Genomic DNA, 15274 nt, shown 5'->3' with positions numbered 1-15274 from the left:
ATGCGCACCTCCCTCCGCGCCCTCGCGGCGCTGCTGTCCTACCCGACAGGGGACATGCTGGTGGCGCTGCCTGAGTTGTGGGCCGCGCTGGCCGCCGACGCGGCGCTGGCGCCGGCCATGCCGCAGCTGGACCGGCTGCTGGACCACCTGGGGTCCGGCGACCCGCTCGACCTCGAGGAGGAGCATGTCGCCCTCTTCGACCGCACCCGCAGCCTGTCGCTGAACCTGTTCGAGCACGTCCACGGCGACTCGCGCGAGCGCGGCCCGGCCATGGTGGAGCTGAAGGGCATCTACGCCGAGGCCGGGCTCGACCCCGACACCGGCGAGCTGCCCGACTACCTCCCCATGCTGCTGGAATACGCCGCGGTCGAGCCGGCACGCGGCGCCGAGCTGCTGGCCAACGCCGCACCGGTGCTGGACCTGCTGCACGGCCGCATCTCGTCCCGAGGGGCGCCCCATGCGGCCGTTCTCCACGCCGCGCTACTCGTGGCGGGGAAGCCTCTCGGCCAGGTGCCGGCGACGGCCGAGCCGGAGCAGACCCCCGAGCAGCTCGACGCCGCCTGGGCCGAGGCCCCGGTCATCTTCGGCCCCGGCAGCGATCCGGCCGCCGACTGCGGCGTGGACGCGCTGGCCGCCAAGCTGCGCGCCGCCCGCCGGAACCCCAACCCCATGCCGCCGCGGCGCCTCGTGATCCGTCACGTCGCCGCCAGCCAAGGCTGACCCGCCATGAGCGAATACCTCCACACCCTGGCCTTCGGCATCTACCCCTACGTCGCCGTGGCCGTCTTCCTCCTTGGCAGCCTGGTCCGCTTCGAGCGGGAGCAGTATTCTTGGAGGTCCGGCTCCTCGCAGCTGCTGCGCGCCCGGCAGCTCCGCATCGGCAGCAACTGCTTCCACATCGGCATCCTGTTCCTGATGGCGGGCCACACGGTCGGCCTGCTGACGCCGCACGAAGTTTACGGCCTGCTCATCACCGCGCCGCAGAAGCAGATGCTCGCCATCGTCTCGGGCGGCGCGGCGGGCACGCTCTGCTTCATCGGCCTGACCCTGCTGCTGCACCGGCGGCTGTTCGACCCGCGCATCCGCGCCACCTCGTCGGCCGCCGACATCGCCATCCTGGCGATGCTCTGGGTCCAGCTCGTGCTCGGCCTGGCGACGCTGCCCTTCTCCCTCGGCCACAGCGACGGCAACGTGATGATGCAGCTCAGCCATTGGGCGCAGCACATCGTCACCTTCCAAGGCGACGCGGCCTCCTACCTGCTCGACGTCGATTGGGTGTTCAAGGCGCACATCCTGCTCGGCGTCAGCCTCTTCGTCGCCTTCCCCTTCTCCCGCCTCGTCCATATCTGGTCCGCCCCCGTGGGCTACGTCTTCCGGCCCTACCAACTCGTCCGCCGGCGCGGCGCGGCGCGGCCCGTCGCGGGGTCTGTGCGGTGATCCGGGTCGATGGCATCGAGATCCCGGAGGCCGCGATCGGCGCCGAGATGCAGCACCACCCGGCCGCCTCGCGCGAGGCGGCCTGGCACGCCGCGACCCAGTCGCTCGTCGTCCGCCAGCTCCTGCTGGCCGAGGCCGGGCGCCGGGGCCACGACACGGAGGACGAGGAGGCTTCGGTCGACGCCCTCCTCGCCGGGCAGGTCTGCATCCCCGAGGCCGACGAGGCGACCTGCCGGCGCTGGTTTGAGGCGAACCGCGCCCGGCTGCGCAGCCCCGATGCCTGGCACGCCCGCCACATCCTGCTGGCGGCCGATCCCGAGGACGCCGCCGCGCGCGCCGCGGCCGAAGTCGCGGCGACGGCCATCATCGGCGAGCTCCGCGCCAAGCCGGACCGCTTCGCCGCGCTGGCCGCCCGCTCCGCCTGCCCCTCGCGCGAGGAGGGCGGCGACCTCGGCCTGATCGAGCCGGGCACGACGGTGCCGGAGTTCGAGGCGGCGCTGCGTGGCCTGCGGCCGGGCGAGCTGCACCCTGGCCCGGTCGTCACGCGCTACGGCTGCCACGTTGTGCAGCTGCTCGAGCACGAGCCGGGGCGCGACCTGCCCTTCGAGGCGGTGCAGGGCCGGGTGGCCGGCTGGCTGCGGGAGGCGAGCTTCCGGACCGCCATGCGGCAGTACATCCAGGTGCTGGCCGGCCAGGCGCGGATCGAGGGCTTCACCCTGGCGGCGGCCGAAGGGCCCCTGGTGCAGTAGCCGTGGCCCCGGACGTCGCACCCGTGGAGTCGGCCATCGCGGCTGCCGCGACGGCGCATCCGGGTGTCGTCGGGGAGGCCGTCGGGCGGCAGCATCGCCCCGGGCGGGTGGCGGCCGAGGCGGGGCAGCCCGCCGCGGCCCAGGGCGGCGCCGGCGCGCGGGTGGCCCCGCTCCAGGCGGCGCTGCTCGACGACCCGGTGGCTTTCCTCTCGGCCGAGCACGCCCGGCAGACCGTGCTGCTCGGCCACCTCGAGCGGGTCGCCTGTGCCCCGCTCGGCCGCGCCGCCCGGGGGCTCGCCGCCATGCTGCTCGGCTGGCTCACCGCCGAGCTGCCCATCCACATCGAGGACGAGGAGCGCTCGCTCTACCCGCGCCTCGCCGCCCACGACGCATCCGGCGTGCTCCCCACCCTGCAGGCGCGGCACCGCGAGGACCGGAACGCGGTCGGGGCCGTCCTGGCCGGGCTGCGGTGCGTCGCAGCGGGCGAGGAGCCCGATGGCGATTTCACCGCGGCCGCGCTCGCCTTCGTCTCCGGCCACCGGCGCCACCTCGCGCTGGAGGAGGAGGCGGTCACCCCACTGGCCCACCGGGTCCTCGCCCCGGAAGCCCTGTCCGCGCTGGCCGACGAAATGGCCCGGCGCCGCTCCTGAAGGAAATGCCACGATGCCCGACGGCACGCTGATCCACGCCCCGCTCGATTGCTGCGACGAGGAGCCGGGGCTCCTGCCGGTGGCCGAGGCGCGGGCGCGCCTGCTCCGCGGCGCCGTGCCGGTGGCGGGCGACGACATCCTCGCCCCCGCCGCGGCGCCCGGCCGGGTGCTCGCCGCCGCGCCGCGGTCGGCCCGGTCCCTGCCGCCCTTCAACCAGTCCGCCATGGACGGCTACGCCCTGCACGCGGCGGACCTGGTCGCGGGTGCCGCGCCACGGATCCTCCGGCGGATCGCCGCGGGGGAGGCGGCCGGCCCGGCCATCGGCCCGGGCGAGGCGGTGCGCGTCCTGACCGGCGCCCCCGTGCCGCCCGGCGCGGCGGCCGTGGTGATGGAGGAGCACGTCGCGCTGCGGGGCGACCATGTCGAGCCCCGCCGCGTGCCGCGCCCCGGCGGCAACATCCGCCGCCTCGGCGAGGACCTGGCCGCCGGCGACGTCCTGCTCGCGCCCGGCACGCGGCTCGACGCACGGCACCTGGCGCTGCTCGCCGCCGCCGATGTCGGGCAGGTCGCGGTTCGCCGGCCTGTCCGGGTCGCGCTGCTGTCCAACGGCGACGAGCTCGGCGCCGCCATCCGCGACAGCAACCGGCCGATGCTGGCCGCCCTGCTGGCGCGGCCCGAGGTCGCGGTCACCGACCTCGGCATCCTGCCGGACTACCCGGCCGCGCTCGCGGCCGCGCTGGCGGGGGCGGCAGGGAATCATGACCTCATCCTCGCCTCGGGCGGCGTCTCCGGCAGCGATGCCGACCACCTGCCGGGCGCCCTGCGCGCTGCGGGCGGCGCGGTCGAGGTGCTCCGGCTCGCGCAGAAGCCGGGCAAGCCGCTGGCGCACGGGCGTCTCGGCGATGCGCTCTGCCTCTTCCTGCCGGGCAACCCGCTGGCCGCGCTGGTCGGGTTCCTCACCCTCGGCCGGCCGCTGCTGGCGCGGCTTTCCGGTGCCGCGGAGGAGGCGGGGCCCGCGCCGCTGGCCGCGATGGCGGCGCGCGGCTTCGCCCGCAAGCCGGGGCGGGAGGAGTTCCTCCCCGCACGGATCGCCGGCCATGACACCTCCGGCCTGCCGCTGGTCGAGCCCTCCGGCCCCTTCGGCTCGGCGCGGCTGGTGCCGCTCGCCGCGGCTGACGGGCTGCTCTGGGTGCCCGCGGGGACCGAGCAGGTGCGGGCCGGCGACGCGCTCCGCTTCCACCCCTTCGCCGCCAGCTTCGGCCTGGCCTGACGCCGCCGGCCACACAGAGGGCAATCGACCCATGGACATGCCCATCCCGCCCCCGGGCCCTTCCGTCGATCCCCTCGGGGGCGACGCCCTGCACCGCCTCGTAGCCGGGTTCGGCCGCTTCCGGCACTCGCATTTCGAGGCGGACCACGAGGTCTACGACCGGCTGCTGGACGGCCAGCGGCCGGAGGTGATGGTGATCGCCTGCTCGGACAGCCGCACCGACCCGGCCATCATCTGCGGCGCCCAGCCGGGCGAGCTCTTCGTCCTGCGCAACGTCGCCGCGCTGGTGCCGCCGCACGAGCCGGACGGGCGGCCGCACGGCACCGCCTCGGCCATCGAATTCGGCGTGGTGGCGCTCGGCGTGCGGCATGTGGTGGTGCTCGGCCATTCCTTCTGCGCCGGGGTGCGCTGCCTCCTGGGGCACGACCATGGCGGCCAGCGCTTCGACTACGTCTCCGATTGGGTCGGCGTGGCGCGCGAGGTGCGCGAGGAGATGGACGGCCTGGTCACCGAGGCCGAGCGCCTGCTGATTGCACGTCGCGCCGAGCAGGCCGCGGTGCTGGCCAGCCTGCGCCACCTCGCCACCTACCCTTTCGTCGCCGAGCGCGTCGCGGACGGCCGCCTCGCGCTGCACGGCTGGTACTTCCACTTCGGCTGGGGCGTGCTGCAGGCGGCCGAGGGCCCGCGCGGCCCGTTCCGGCAGGTGGATGGCGGGGCGCCGCGCCCGGCCATCGGTTCCTGCCCGAGCCTCGAGGACATCGTCGCATGAGTGCCACCACAGCGCCGCGAGTTGCGGCGAGTCCTGCCCTGTTCCGCCAGGGGCTCAGGCCCTTCTTCCTGCTCTGCGCCGCCTGGGCCGTGCTGAGCATGCTGCTCTGGATCGCGGCGCTGCACGGCGCCGCGCTGCCGGACGGGCCGCTGCCCCCGGCGCGCTGGCACGCGCACGAGATGCTGGCAGGCGTCGTGGGAGCCGCGCTCGCCGGCTTCGTGCTGACTGCCATCCCGAACTGGACCGGGCGGCCGCCCTATGCCGGGGCGCCCCTGGTGCTGCTCGCCGTGCTCTTCCTGGTCGCGCGGCTGGTGCTGCTGCCCGGCTCGCCGGTCCCGGCGCCCACCGCCGCGGCGCTTGCCCTGCTGCCCATCCCCGCATTGCTGATGACCGTGCTGCCCGCCCTGGCGAAGGCGGCGACGCCCCGGCTTTTCGGTCCTCCCGCGCTGATCCTGACCTTCTGGGCCGGCGATGTCCTGATGCTCGGCGAGGCGGCGGGCTGGTGGGACGGCACCTTCGCCGTGGGTGAACTGCTCTGCCTCGACATCGCCCTGGCCCTGGTCGGGCTGATCGGCGGGCGCATCATCCCGGCCTTCACCCGCAACGCCCTGAAGGGCGCAGGGGAGACGGAGATCCGCCCGCTCCCGGGCGTGGACGCGGCGGGGATGCTGGCGCTCCTCGCGGTCGTCGTCCTGGACCTGGCGGCGCCGGGCGGCATCCTGGTGGGCGCGGCCGCCGCGGCGGCGGCGGTGCTGGCGCTGCTGCGGCTGTCCCGCTGGCAGGGGCTGCGGACGCTCGGGCGCCCGATCCTCGCGGTGCTGCACCTCGCCTACCTCATGGTCCCGGTCGCCCTGGCGGTGAAGGCGGCGCACCTGCTGGGCGGCGCGGGCTGGGCGGCGAACTGGCTGCACCTGCAGGGGATCGGTGCCGTGGCCCTGATGATCCTGGCGGTCATGCCCCGGGCGACGCTCGGCCACACCGGGCATCCGCTCGTCGCCGCGCCCGCCATGCTGGCGGCCTGGGCGCTGCTGCCCGCGGCGGCGCTGCTCCGGGCCTTCGGCCCGGCACTCCTGCCTGGCCTGCTGCCCTATGCCGCGGCTGCGGCCCTCTGGGCTCTGGCCTTCGGGCTGTTCCTGCTGGCGCACGGGCCGATGCTGCTGCGGCCGCGGGCGGACGGGAAGCCCGGGTGACCCTGGCGCGTTGCTCCCGGAGTTCAGAGAACGGGAGACGGGGCCGGTGCAACAGGACGAGGAACTTCCCGCCGCGGCGGGACAGGTGGCGCGGGCCTACCCGGAGCTCTACCGGGCCTATGCCGCCCTCGGCGAGGCCTGCGCCAAGGCGGGGCCCGTCGAGGGCGAGGCGCTCCGGCTGGTGAAGCTGGCGCTCGCCATCGGTGCCGGGTCCGAGGGCGGGGTTCACTCGCATTGCCGCCGTGCCCTGGACGAGGGTGTGCCGAAGGAGGCGCTGAAGCAGGTGGCGCTGCTGGCCGTCCCGCCCCTCGGCTTCCCGCAGGCGATCGCGGCGCTGACCTGGATCGAGGACATCACCTACGGCCGGTGCGGCCCGGCGCAGCCCCCCGGTTGACGCGGGATGATCGACCTGGCGGCCTGAGGGCCGCCCGGCGAGCGTGGCGCCCTGCCAGGCGCCTCGCGAGGCGGCCGGACGCCCACCGCCTGCTGCTGCTGACCGATGGCAAGCCGGACGACGCCGATCACGACGAGGGTCGCCACGCTGCCGAGGGCATGCAGCGCCTCGGCGAGCTGCCGGGGCTGCGCGTCGACACCATAAGGAACCCGCCGCAATACTAACCTGGGCCGCCTTCGCCGTGCGCCGCCTGACGCTGCCCGCCCGGATGGCACTCCTCGTGCTGTCCGGGGTGGTCCCGCTGAGTGCCTACAATCTGGGCGTCGTGTACCTGGGCTACGTCCACGAGCGGGAGCGTGCGAGCGCCGAGGCGCTCGGCCTTGCCCGCGCGATCGCGGGCGCGGTCGAAGCGGAGCTGAACACGCGGACGGCGGAGCTCCGGGTGCTTGCACTGTCGCGCGCCCTCAGGGTGGACGACATGGCCGGGTTCCGTGAGCGGGCCGAGGAGGTCGTCGCCGGCGAGGTGCCCGGCTCCGCAATCCTCCTGCGGCGCGAAGACGGGCAGCAACTGATGAACACGGCGCTGCCGCCCGGCGAGACGCCGCCCCGGCAGGGCCGGGACGCGCCGCGCCAGAGCCTCGCCACGGGCGGATCCTTCGTCTCGGACGTCTACTTCGGCCCGGTGCTCCGCCGCCCGGTGGTCGCCATCGAGGTGCTCGTCAGGCGCCCCGGCGGGCAGCCCGATCTCGTGCTGGCGATGATCCCCTCCGCCAACGCCTTCGACGCCATGATCCGCCGGCAGAGGCTGCGCGAGGGGTGGATCGCCAGCATCATCGACCGCAAGGGCGTGCGCGTCGCCCGCCAACCCGACCCCGAGCGCTTCGTCGGGCAGTCGGTGACCCCGGAGTTCCTGGCAACATGGAGCGCCGGACGGGTCGAGGGCGTGGCGGAGTCCATCTCGGCCGAGGGTATCCCGGTGCTGACGGCCTACAGCAGGCTGCCGGAGATTGGCTGGGGCGTAGCCGTCGCAGTGCCCACGTCCGAACTGACCCGACCCGCCCTGAGGGCGGCGGTCGCCTCGCTCCTGGTCGGTACCGTCCTGCTCGCGTCCGGCCTGGCGCTGGCCCGCTGGGCGGCCGGGACGGTGACACGGCCCTTCGCCGCCCTGCGGCGCATCGCGGCCTCGGCTGACGACGTGGGCGGCGCCCCCGACCCGGGCGGCACCGGATTGCCCGAGGCGGACGAGGTTGCGGAGGCGCTGCGCTCCGGGGCGCGCCGCCGTCGCGCGGCGACGGCCTCCTTGCTCGAGAGCGAGCGGCGGCTGCGGCTCGTGGTCGCCGAGCTGAACCACCGGGCCAAGAACGCGCTGGCCACCGTGCAGTCACTGGCCCTGCAGACGGCCCGAGGCGAGGCGGGAGGAGACCCCGCGCGGTTCTCCTCGGAGTTCGGCGCGCGGTTGCAGGCCCTCGCCCGGGCGCACGATCTCCTTGTTACCTTCCATTGGGAGCCCGCCGCGCTGGGCGCCGTGCTCCGCGCCGGGCTCGCGCCCTGGTTGGGCGGGGAAGGCTCACGGGTCGAGGTGCGGTGCCAGTGCGGGCCGACGGTTCCCGCCGCCGCCCCGGGCCAGGTGCAGGCCCTGGTCATGGCCCTGCACGAACTCGCCACGAACGCGACGAAGCACGGCGCGCTGTCCACGCCGGAGGGACGCGTCGAAGTCACCTGCCGCGCGGATGAGGCCGACCGCGCCGTCGTCGAATGGCGCGAGGCCGGAGGCCCCCCGGTGCTGGGTCGGCCCGAGCGGCGCGGGTTCGGCACGCGCCTCCTCGAGCGGGCGCTCGCCCGCGACCTCGGACCCGGCGGGAGCGTGACGCTCGACTTTCACCCGTCCGGCGTCCGCGCCGTCATCGCCTTCCGGCTCCGCAAGCAACCGCGTCTGGACGACGAGATTCCGCTCCAGCGCCGGGAGCCGGCGGGCTCAGGGGGGCAAGGGCGAGACGCCGATGGCCGGCCCGTGCAGCACGAGAAGGGCGAGCCATAGCAGCGCCGCCGCGGCGAGCCGCCGGAGGGAGGGAAGGCTGGCTGGCCGCCACCGTCCGGCGGCCAGCGCCGCGCCCGGCAGGAAGGAGGTGTGGAGGGCGAGCAGGGCCCAGGTGTCCGCGCCGAGCTGACGCCTGCGGCGCCGGTCGATGGCGCGCATGCCGAGGAGCGCGAACCCCGCGAAGCCGCCGAAGAGCAGCAGATGCGCGAGGTCGCCATTCGGCACGACATGCGCCCCGGCCCAGAGCACGAGGGCCCAAAGCAGCGGATGCCGGGTCAGGCCCGCGATGCCCGGGTGCTTTGGGTCGTATCTGGCCGTGCGGCCGCCGAGGGAGAGCGGGTTGGGGGCGGCCGTCCCGAAGGCCACCAGCAGGCAGGCGGGCGGCACGGCGAGGTTCGGCACCCACCACTGCCAGGACGCCATCTCCCAGAAGGGGAGATAGGGCGCCCGCCCGGCGGCCGCGACCAGCCATGCGAGCGCCGCCACCGAGAGGAGGCTGTAGAGCGCGAGGTAGGCGCGCTCGCCGAGCGCCCCGGCGAGGCGTCGGCGCAGCGCGGGGCGCGCGGGCAGCGCATGGGAGAGCAGGAAGATGCCGAAGGCCCCGGCGAACTCGCCCCAGCCGCCCATGCCCGTCCCCTCAGGCCGCCTTCGGGCGGAAAGCGACGCAGGCGGCCGGGTCCGTCTCCAGCCGCGGTCCGCCGATCAGGTCGATGCAGTAGGGGATGGCCGGGAAGACCGCGTCCAGGCATTCGGCGATGGCGGAGGGCTTGCCGGGCAGGTTCACGATGAGGCTGCGCCCGCACGTGCCAGCCGTCTGGCGCGACAGGATGGCGGTCGGGACGCTGCGCAGCGAGACCGCCCGCATGAGTTCGCCGAAGCCGGGGAGCATGCGGTCGCAGACCGCTTCCGTCGCCTCCGGGGTGACGTCGCGCTGCGCCGGTCCGGTGCCGCCGGTTGTCACGACGAGCGGGCAGCCCTCGAGGTCGGCGAGGTCGCGCAGCGCCGCCTCGATGTCCGCCCGCTCGTCCGGCACCAGGCGCCGCACCGGCCGCCAGGGCGTGGCGAGAATGCGGGCGAGGGCAGCCTCGATACCTGGGCCTCCCCGGTCCTCGTACTCGCCGCGGCTGGCACGGTCGGAGACGGTGACCACGCCGATGGGGACGGGCGCCGGCACACTCAGGCCCCGAAGCGCGGGAAGAGCACGTTGTTCTCCAGGTGGATGTGCTCCATCAGGTCGTCCGTCAGCTTGCGGGTGCCGGCATAGAGCGCGCGCCAGGTGTTGCAGGCGCCCTCCGGCGGCACGCCGCCCGTGGTCAGGGCGTCGAGGGCGCGGAGCTGTGCGCCGTGGCTGTCGTGCTCGTGGCGCATCATGCCGATGGGATGGCCGATCATCGGGTGGCCGCCGCGGCGCATGAGGGGGAACAGAACCTGCTCCTCCTTCTGCATGTGCTCCTCCAGCTCGACGCCGATCTCCGACAGCAGATCGGCCAGGCCGTGCGGCGCCTCCGCCCGGTCGCCGTGCACCGCCTCGACGCGGCGGGCCAGCCGTACCAGCTCCGGCAACTCGCGCCGGTGGGTCGCGTGGTAGCGGGTCTCGATCAGGGTGATGAGATCCTCGGTCGCCTCCGGCGCCGCGGCCTCGCCCGGCATCAAGGCGGCCAGCTCCGCCTCCACCGCGCCAAGGTCGGCGCCGCGCGCCGCGGCCGCCTCGGCGAGCGGGGCTTGGCCGCCGCAGCAGAAGTCGAGCTTGTGGCGCCGGAAGACCGCCGTCGCGCCGGGCAGGCTGGCGGCGATCTCGGCGACCGGCCGCGCGGCATAGGCTCCGGCGGCCGGGGCGAGGGTCTCGGTCATGGCTGTACTCCTGGCGCCATCGGGCGCCCTCTGGCCGGCAGCGCGAGGGGGGTGAGCCCCATCTCCAGGCTGCGGGCGATGCGGCGGGCGCGCTCGAGCATGTGCCCGGCACCTTCCTCGGTGAAATGCGCTCGCGCCGTCGCCTCGAAGAGGGCGAGCCAGCGAGCGAAATGGGCGGGGGTCAGTGCCAGGTGCGCGTGCGCCTGCATGGGCTGACCATGGTAGCCGCCGGTCATCAGCGCGACCGAGCCCCAGAACCGGGTGAGGGTGGCGATATGCCGCTCCCAGTCCCCGACGCCGGCGAAGGCCGGGCCGAGCAGCGGGTCCCGGCGCGCCGCGCCATAGAAGGCGCGCAGGAAGGACTCGATGGCCTCCTCGCCGAGGCCGGTGCGGGCCGCGATCTCACGGGTGAGGGCGGCGCGGCGCTCGGGGGTTTCCGGGATGGTGGTCAAACTGGTATCTCCAACTCCAGTTACTTTCGTCCGGGATTGTGGTACCGTCAATACCAGATTCGAGGAGTCCTCCGGTTGCGCTTGCTCGCCTCCACCGACATCGCCCTGCGCCTGCTGATGCGGCTCGCCGCCGAGCCCAGCCGGGTGCGCAAGGCCGAGGAGCTCTCGGGCGAGGTCGGCGCGCCGCGCAACCACCTGCACAAGATCATCCAGGACCTGGCGGGAGCGGGGCTCGTGCGGACCCTGCGCGGGGCTCGCGGCGGCGTGTTGCTGGCCCGGTCGGCAGCGGAGATCCGCATCGGCGAGGTGGTCCGTCGGCTGGAGGAGGGGCAGGCGCTGGTCGAGTGCTTCCGGCCGGATGGCGGGGCCTGCTGCCTCTCGGCGGATTGCCGCCTGCGCGGCGTGCTCGCCCGCGGGCGCGCCGCGTTCCTGGCGGAACTCGATGCCGTGACGCTGGCGGATTGCCTGCCCGGTTTAACCGAGACCCTGCGTTCCCTATATGTGGTGGGTGACACTCCGGTCTGATCACCATATGCTGCTTTCGCCGACTCGCCGAGACTGGTGGCCGGCGGATACAGGGATGTCCCTCATGGATGGTTACCTCTCCCGCGCCCCCGAGGCGCGGCAGGCTCCGAGCCCCGGTGCGAGCTTCGGCACCGCGCCGCTTCCTGCCCGCGCGCTCGATCCCGGGATGGGGTTGGCCGTGGCCCGCCGGACGGTATTCCGTCCCGCGGACGGGGAGGATTTCGGCCGCGTGGCCGAGCGGGTGGCGGCGGGCAACATGGCGCTGCTGGGTGACGCGGCGGACCCGGTCGAGCAGGCCCGGTTGCGCAATGCCATCGCCACCGGCGCCCTGATCACCTCCGGCCGGCACCTCCAGCATGGCGATCGGGACCAGCCCGGCCGGAACATGGAGGTCTTCACCAACTGCTCGACGGCCAACGCGTCCTTCACCCTGTTCTACCTGCTGCTGAACGGCAGCGGCGTCGGCCGGGCCTATGACGACGAGCTGGTCGTGGTGGATTGGGGCCGGGCGCCGCGGCTGCTGCTGCGGCTGGACTCCACGCATGCCGATTGGCCACGCACCCGTGCCGACCTGCACCGCTTCGGCGCCGAATTCGGCCTGCTGCCCTGGGGCACCCGCCTCGATGCCTTCTCCGAGGCACAGGAGGCGGAGATCCGCGCCTGGATTGCGCGGGAATTCACCGACGAGGCCACCGGGGAGCTGCCTCCCGGCACCATCCGCCACGAGATCGCCGATAGCCGCGAGGGCTGGGGCAAGGCGGTCGAGCTGCTGGAGAGCCTGGCCTTCGAGGGTGCCGCCGACCGCACCCTGCTGCTCGATTTCTCGGCCATCCGGCCGCGCGGCGCGCCGATCGGCGGCATGCAGGGCCGTCCCGCCTCCGGGCCGCTTTCCTTGGTGCGGGCCTTCGTGAACCTGCGCCATCAGGTCATCGAGCCGGCCCGGCACCGCGCGCCCGGGGACGAGGCTCTCCAGCCCTGGGAGCAGGCGCTGCTGGTGGACCACCATCTTTCGGTCGAGGTGCAGGTGGGCGGCGCCCGCCGGGCCGCGCGCATGGCGACCAAGTCCTGGCGCGACCCCGGCATCCTGCGCTTCATCCGGGCCAAGTCCGAGGGCGGGCTCTGGACCGCCAACAACTCCGTCATGGTGGACGCCGAGTTCTGGCAGGGCGTGCGCGCCGCCCGTGCGGGCAGCGCCGAGCCCCCGCATCGCCACGCGCTGGCGGTCTTCGAGGAGGCGACGCGCTGCGCGTATATCAACGGCGAACCAGGCTTCATCAACGGCGACAAGCTGGAGGATGCGCGCACCGGCGATGCCTGGCGCAAGCCCGTGCATGAGGATGGCCGCGACATCCGCTCCGCCCGGTACCGGGCCGATCTCGCCGTGCCGCTGCTCACCGAGCTGGCCCGCCGGGCGCAGACCGCGCGCTTCCCGGTCACCACCAACCCTTGCGGCGAGATCACGCTGCATGTCACCGGCGGCTACTGCGTCATCGCCGACTTCGCGCCGCTCTTCGCCTGCCCCGCGGATCTCGCCACGGTCACGCCCGGCCTCGTGCCGGACGATCTCGCCGCCGAATGGGACGCGCGGGTCGAGGACAGCGTCCGCCTCGGCGTGCGCTTCCTGATGCGTGCCAACACCATGGATGCCCTCTATGCGGAGGAGGTGCGGCGCACCAACCGTATGGGCATCGGCCCGACCGGCCTGCATGAATGGGCCTGGATGCGCTGGGGCCTCGGCTTCGACGACCTGCTCGACGAGGCGCGATCCGCCCCCTTCTGGGCCATGCTCGACCGGCTCTCGGCGGCCGCGAAGGAGGAGGGGGCCGCCTATGCCGAGGAGCTCGGCCTCGAGACGCCGGTCACCGTCACCACCGTCAAGCCGGCCGGCACGACCAGCAAGCTCTTCGGGCTGACCGAGGGCGCCCACCTGCCCGCGCGGCGGCAATATCTGCGCTGGGTCCAGTTCAAGGGCACCCGGGACGGCACGGAAGGCTGGGCCACCGACAGCGACCCGCTGCTGCCGGACTACGAGGCCCGCGGCTACCCGGTGCGGGTGCTGCAATCCTTCCCCGGCATGTCCGTCGTGGGCTTCCCGACCCTGCCGCTGATCCAGCGGCTCGGCATCGGCGAGAGGCTGGTGACGGCGCCCGATGCCTCGCCCGAGGACCAATACCGCTGGCTGGCGCTGCTGGAGCGGCACTGGATCGGCGCCGAGCGCGGCAACCAGGTCTCCTACACGCTCAAGGTCTATACCGACCGGCACGACCTGGAGGCCTTCCGCACCATGCTGCTGGAGCACCAGCCGCGCATCCGCTGCTGCGCCATCCTGCCGAGCCGGCCGGACCAGGCGCTCGGCTACGAATACCTGCCCGAGGAGGAGGTGCCGTTGGAGCGCTTCGCCGTGCTGGTCGAGGGCATCCGCGACCCGGCGCTGCATGAGGCGATCGAGCTCGCCCACCTGCAGTGCGCCTCGGGCGTGTGTCCGATCTGAGATCCCTCCCCGGGGCCAACCGACGTCGGCTGTCCGGCCGGACGGCGTGCCAGTCTCCCGTCAGGCGTCCTGGCCCGTTTCCGGCGGCGCCTCGCTGCCGGAGACGGCCGCGACGCCTGACGGGGCTTCTCCGGCCGTCGCGGAGCTCGGGCGAGGCGGGATCGCCTGCCGTCCGGGCTGCCGCGTCGGCATGCCTTCCCTGCCGGCCAGCCCGAGCGCCCCTGCCACGACGGTCAGTGGCACGGCAGGTGCGTTCCAGCGACCGTGGCGAAACCCGAGTGCGGTTGCCTACCCGGCATCACCTTGGCTCCAGGAGGCATGGGGTGCGGCGGCTGCGGGACCGAAGGCCGCGCCAACGACACTGGAGGTCTCATGACGCAGTCACAGTGCCACGCCGTGTGGGGATCACTTGCGTGGACCCAGGCCGAACTCGCTACGCGGCCAAGGGTCCACCAGGCCACAGTCCGGGGATTCGAACTCGGTCGGAAGGAGCCCATCCGCGTCAGTCAGGAGGCCATTCAACGGGCTTTCACGGCCGCTGGGATCGTGTTCGTCGTGGACCCAGAAAGAGGTGAAGGCGTCTTCCTTGCTCGTGGCAGGGCAGACGACGGCAGTGTCAGCGGGCGTCAAGCCAAGGGGAAACAGCCGAATGAGATCGCCGGCCCTGCAGGCCGCTGAAGGCGACAGCCACAGAGATTCCCGGTGACGAAGAGGATTCGCCACCACTCCATCCTCGGCGAGCGTGGCATCAACGCCATCCAAGCCGTCGTGCTCGAAATGGGATTCGTCTTCTACCCGACCGGGGGCGTCGAGGCTGGCATCGACGGCTACATCGAGATCCGCGATGACCAGAAGCGCCTGCGCCTGCCGAAATCTCGTTCAGCAGCAGGTACTCGGCGGTGCATCCGGCCAGCTTCGCCGCGAGGGTCGTGCTTTATGAGTAGTCAACCTGTTCGCTTTGGGTGGGTAGGTGCTGCTTGGTTTGAACAGTGTTCCTGGCCGGAGCGGTAGACCGCAGGCGGCATACGGTTGGAAACGATGCGTAGCCGGTTGGACGCCTCGAATAACTGTCTGGCTGGTTGCTGTTGGGCCCATTAAAAGCTTAGAGTCCGTCCGGGATCATGTTGTTTTCTGACATAGCCTTCGGAGCATGCGGCGGACGGAAGCCCATCGCAGGAAGGCAAGCGCGCGGCGGTTCAGGCACTCCCAATCCTTGGCCAATCGTCGGCAGCGATTGAGCCAGGCGATAGTGCGCTCGACAATCCAGCGCTTTGGCAGCACGACGAACTTGTGCAACTCGGATCGCTTGACGATCTCGAGGTTGATCTGGCGACAGGTCGTGCGCAGCCCGGCCTGGAAGTTGGCGCCCTGGTATCCGCCATCGGCGTAGAGCTTCAGCAGGAAGGGGTAGAGGCCGAACAGCGAGCCCATCAGCAGCACGCCACCATCGCGGTCCTG

The 15274-nt window shown here is 73.5% G+C and carries 17 protein-coding genes; 11 read left to right on the top strand and 6 right to left on the bottom strand.

The window, feature by feature from the left end; translation table 11 throughout:
* The 9 genes from narJ to BLR02_RS23855 all read left to right on the top strand — a co-directional run bounded on the left by narJ (position 1) and on the right by BLR02_RS23855 (position 8497).
* Entirely contained in the window at positions 1-720 is a 720-nt protein-coding gene (gene narJ, locus BLR02_RS23900; RefSeq protein ID WP_090664897.1) for a nitrate reductase molybdenum cofactor assembly chaperone, read from the top strand.
* A 6-nt stretch (positions 721-726) separates the two neighbouring features.
* Complete coding sequence (gene narI, locus BLR02_RS23895) at positions 727-1437, top strand: respiratory nitrate reductase subunit gamma (RefSeq protein ID WP_090664896.1); 711 nt, start codon at positions 727-729, stop codon at positions 1435-1437.
* Complete coding sequence (locus BLR02_RS23890; RefSeq protein ID WP_218128044.1) at positions 1434-2186, top strand: peptidylprolyl isomerase; 753 nt, start codon at positions 1434-1436, stop codon at positions 2184-2186. The genes narI and BLR02_RS23890 overlap by 4 nt, the downstream gene beginning before the upstream one ends.
* A gap of 2 nt (positions 2187-2188) precedes the next feature.
* A complete protein-coding gene (locus BLR02_RS23885) occupies positions 2189-2836 on the top strand; it encodes a hemerythrin domain-containing protein (protein WP_218128043.1) in 648 nt (215 codons plus the stop codon).
* A 13-nt stretch (positions 2837-2849) separates the two neighbouring features.
* On the top strand, positions 2850-4106 hold the full coding sequence (locus BLR02_RS23880) for a molybdopterin molybdotransferase MoeA (RefSeq protein WP_090664894.1): 1257 nt from the start codon (positions 2850-2852) through the stop codon (positions 4104-4106).
* Positions 4107-4137: 31 nt separating this feature from the next.
* A complete protein-coding gene (locus tag BLR02_RS23875) occupies positions 4138-4875 on the top strand; it encodes a carbonic anhydrase (protein ID WP_090664893.1) in 738 nt (245 codons plus the stop codon).
* Positions 4872-6065 carry an NnrS family protein gene (locus tag BLR02_RS23870; protein ID WP_090664892.1) on the top strand — a complete coding sequence of 398 codons (1194 nt, stop codon included), beginning with the start codon at positions 4872-4874 and terminating at the stop codon, positions 6063-6065. The genes BLR02_RS23875 and BLR02_RS23870 overlap by 4 nt, the downstream gene beginning before the upstream one ends.
* A 46-nt stretch (positions 6066-6111) precedes the next feature.
* The gene (locus tag BLR02_RS23865; RefSeq protein ID WP_218128042.1) at positions 6112-6459 is read left to right on the top strand and encodes a carboxymuconolactone decarboxylase family protein; all 348 of its coding nucleotides are present in this window, start codon (positions 6112-6114) and stop codon (positions 6457-6459) included.
* A 325-nt stretch (positions 6460-6784) separates the two neighbouring features.
* Positions 6785-8497 (top strand): sensor histidine kinase, encoded by a 1713-nt coding sequence (locus BLR02_RS23855; protein ID WP_143018266.1) that lies wholly within the window; start codon positions 6785-6787, stop codon positions 8495-8497.
* Here BLR02_RS23855 and BLR02_RS23850 read toward each other — a convergent pair.
* The 4 genes from BLR02_RS23850 to BLR02_RS23835 are packed head-to-tail and all read right to left on the bottom strand — an operon-like array spanning position 8435 to position 10800.
* Positions 8435-9124, bottom strand: a complete 690-nt coding sequence (locus BLR02_RS23850) for an NnrU family protein (RefSeq protein WP_090664888.1) — start codon at positions 9122-9124, stop codon at positions 8435-8437. The two genes, BLR02_RS23855 and BLR02_RS23850, sit on opposite strands and share 63 nt — an antisense overlap.
* Before the next feature lie 10 nt (positions 9125-9134).
* Positions 9135-9671 carry a molybdopterin adenylyltransferase gene (gene mog, locus BLR02_RS23845; protein WP_218128041.1) on the bottom strand — a complete coding sequence of 179 codons (537 nt, stop codon included), beginning with the start codon at positions 9669-9671 and terminating at the stop codon, positions 9135-9137.
* Positions 9672-9673: 2 nt separating this feature from the next.
* Positions 9674-10348: an iron-sulfur cluster repair protein YtfE gene (gene ytfE / locus BLR02_RS23840; RefSeq protein WP_090664887.1), complete on the bottom strand. Its 675-nt coding sequence runs from the start codon at positions 10346-10348 to the stop codon at positions 9674-9676.
* The gene (locus BLR02_RS23835) at positions 10345-10800 is read right to left on the bottom strand and encodes a group III truncated hemoglobin (RefSeq protein WP_090664886.1); all 456 of its coding nucleotides are present in this window, start codon (positions 10798-10800) and stop codon (positions 10345-10347) included. The genes ytfE and BLR02_RS23835 overlap by 4 nt, the downstream gene beginning before the upstream one ends.
* A gap of 75 nt (positions 10801-10875) precedes the next feature.
* Between BLR02_RS23835 and BLR02_RS23830 the strand changes: the two genes are divergently transcribed.
* Complete coding sequence (locus BLR02_RS23830; protein ID WP_090664885.1) at positions 10876-11325, top strand: RrF2 family transcriptional regulator; 450 nt, start codon at positions 10876-10878, stop codon at positions 11323-11325.
* A gap of 64 nt (positions 11326-11389) precedes the next feature.
* Positions 11390-13816 (top strand): recombinase, encoded by a 2427-nt coding sequence (locus tag BLR02_RS23825; protein ID WP_090664921.1) that lies wholly within the window; start codon positions 11390-11392, stop codon positions 13814-13816.
* A gap of 60 nt (positions 13817-13876) precedes the next feature.
* Here the strand turns inward: BLR02_RS23825 and BLR02_RS28885 are convergent, their stop codons facing one another.
* Both BLR02_RS28885 and BLR02_RS23810 read right to left on the bottom strand, forming a co-directional pair.
* Complete coding sequence (locus BLR02_RS28885; protein ID WP_143018265.1) at positions 13877-14059, bottom strand: hypothetical protein; 183 nt, start codon at positions 14057-14059, stop codon at positions 13877-13879.
* Positions 14060-14935: 876 nt separating this feature from the next.
* On the bottom strand, positions 14936-15274 hold a 339-nt coding region (locus BLR02_RS23810; RefSeq protein ID WP_143018264.1), incomplete at its 5' end, for a transposase.

This window comes from Belnapia rosea (genome assembly GCF_900101615.1).
Taxonomy (GTDB): domain Bacteria; phylum Pseudomonadota; class Alphaproteobacteria; order Acetobacterales; family Acetobacteraceae; genus Belnapia; species Belnapia rosea.
This window is presented reverse-complemented; position numbering and strand designations above follow the sequence as displayed.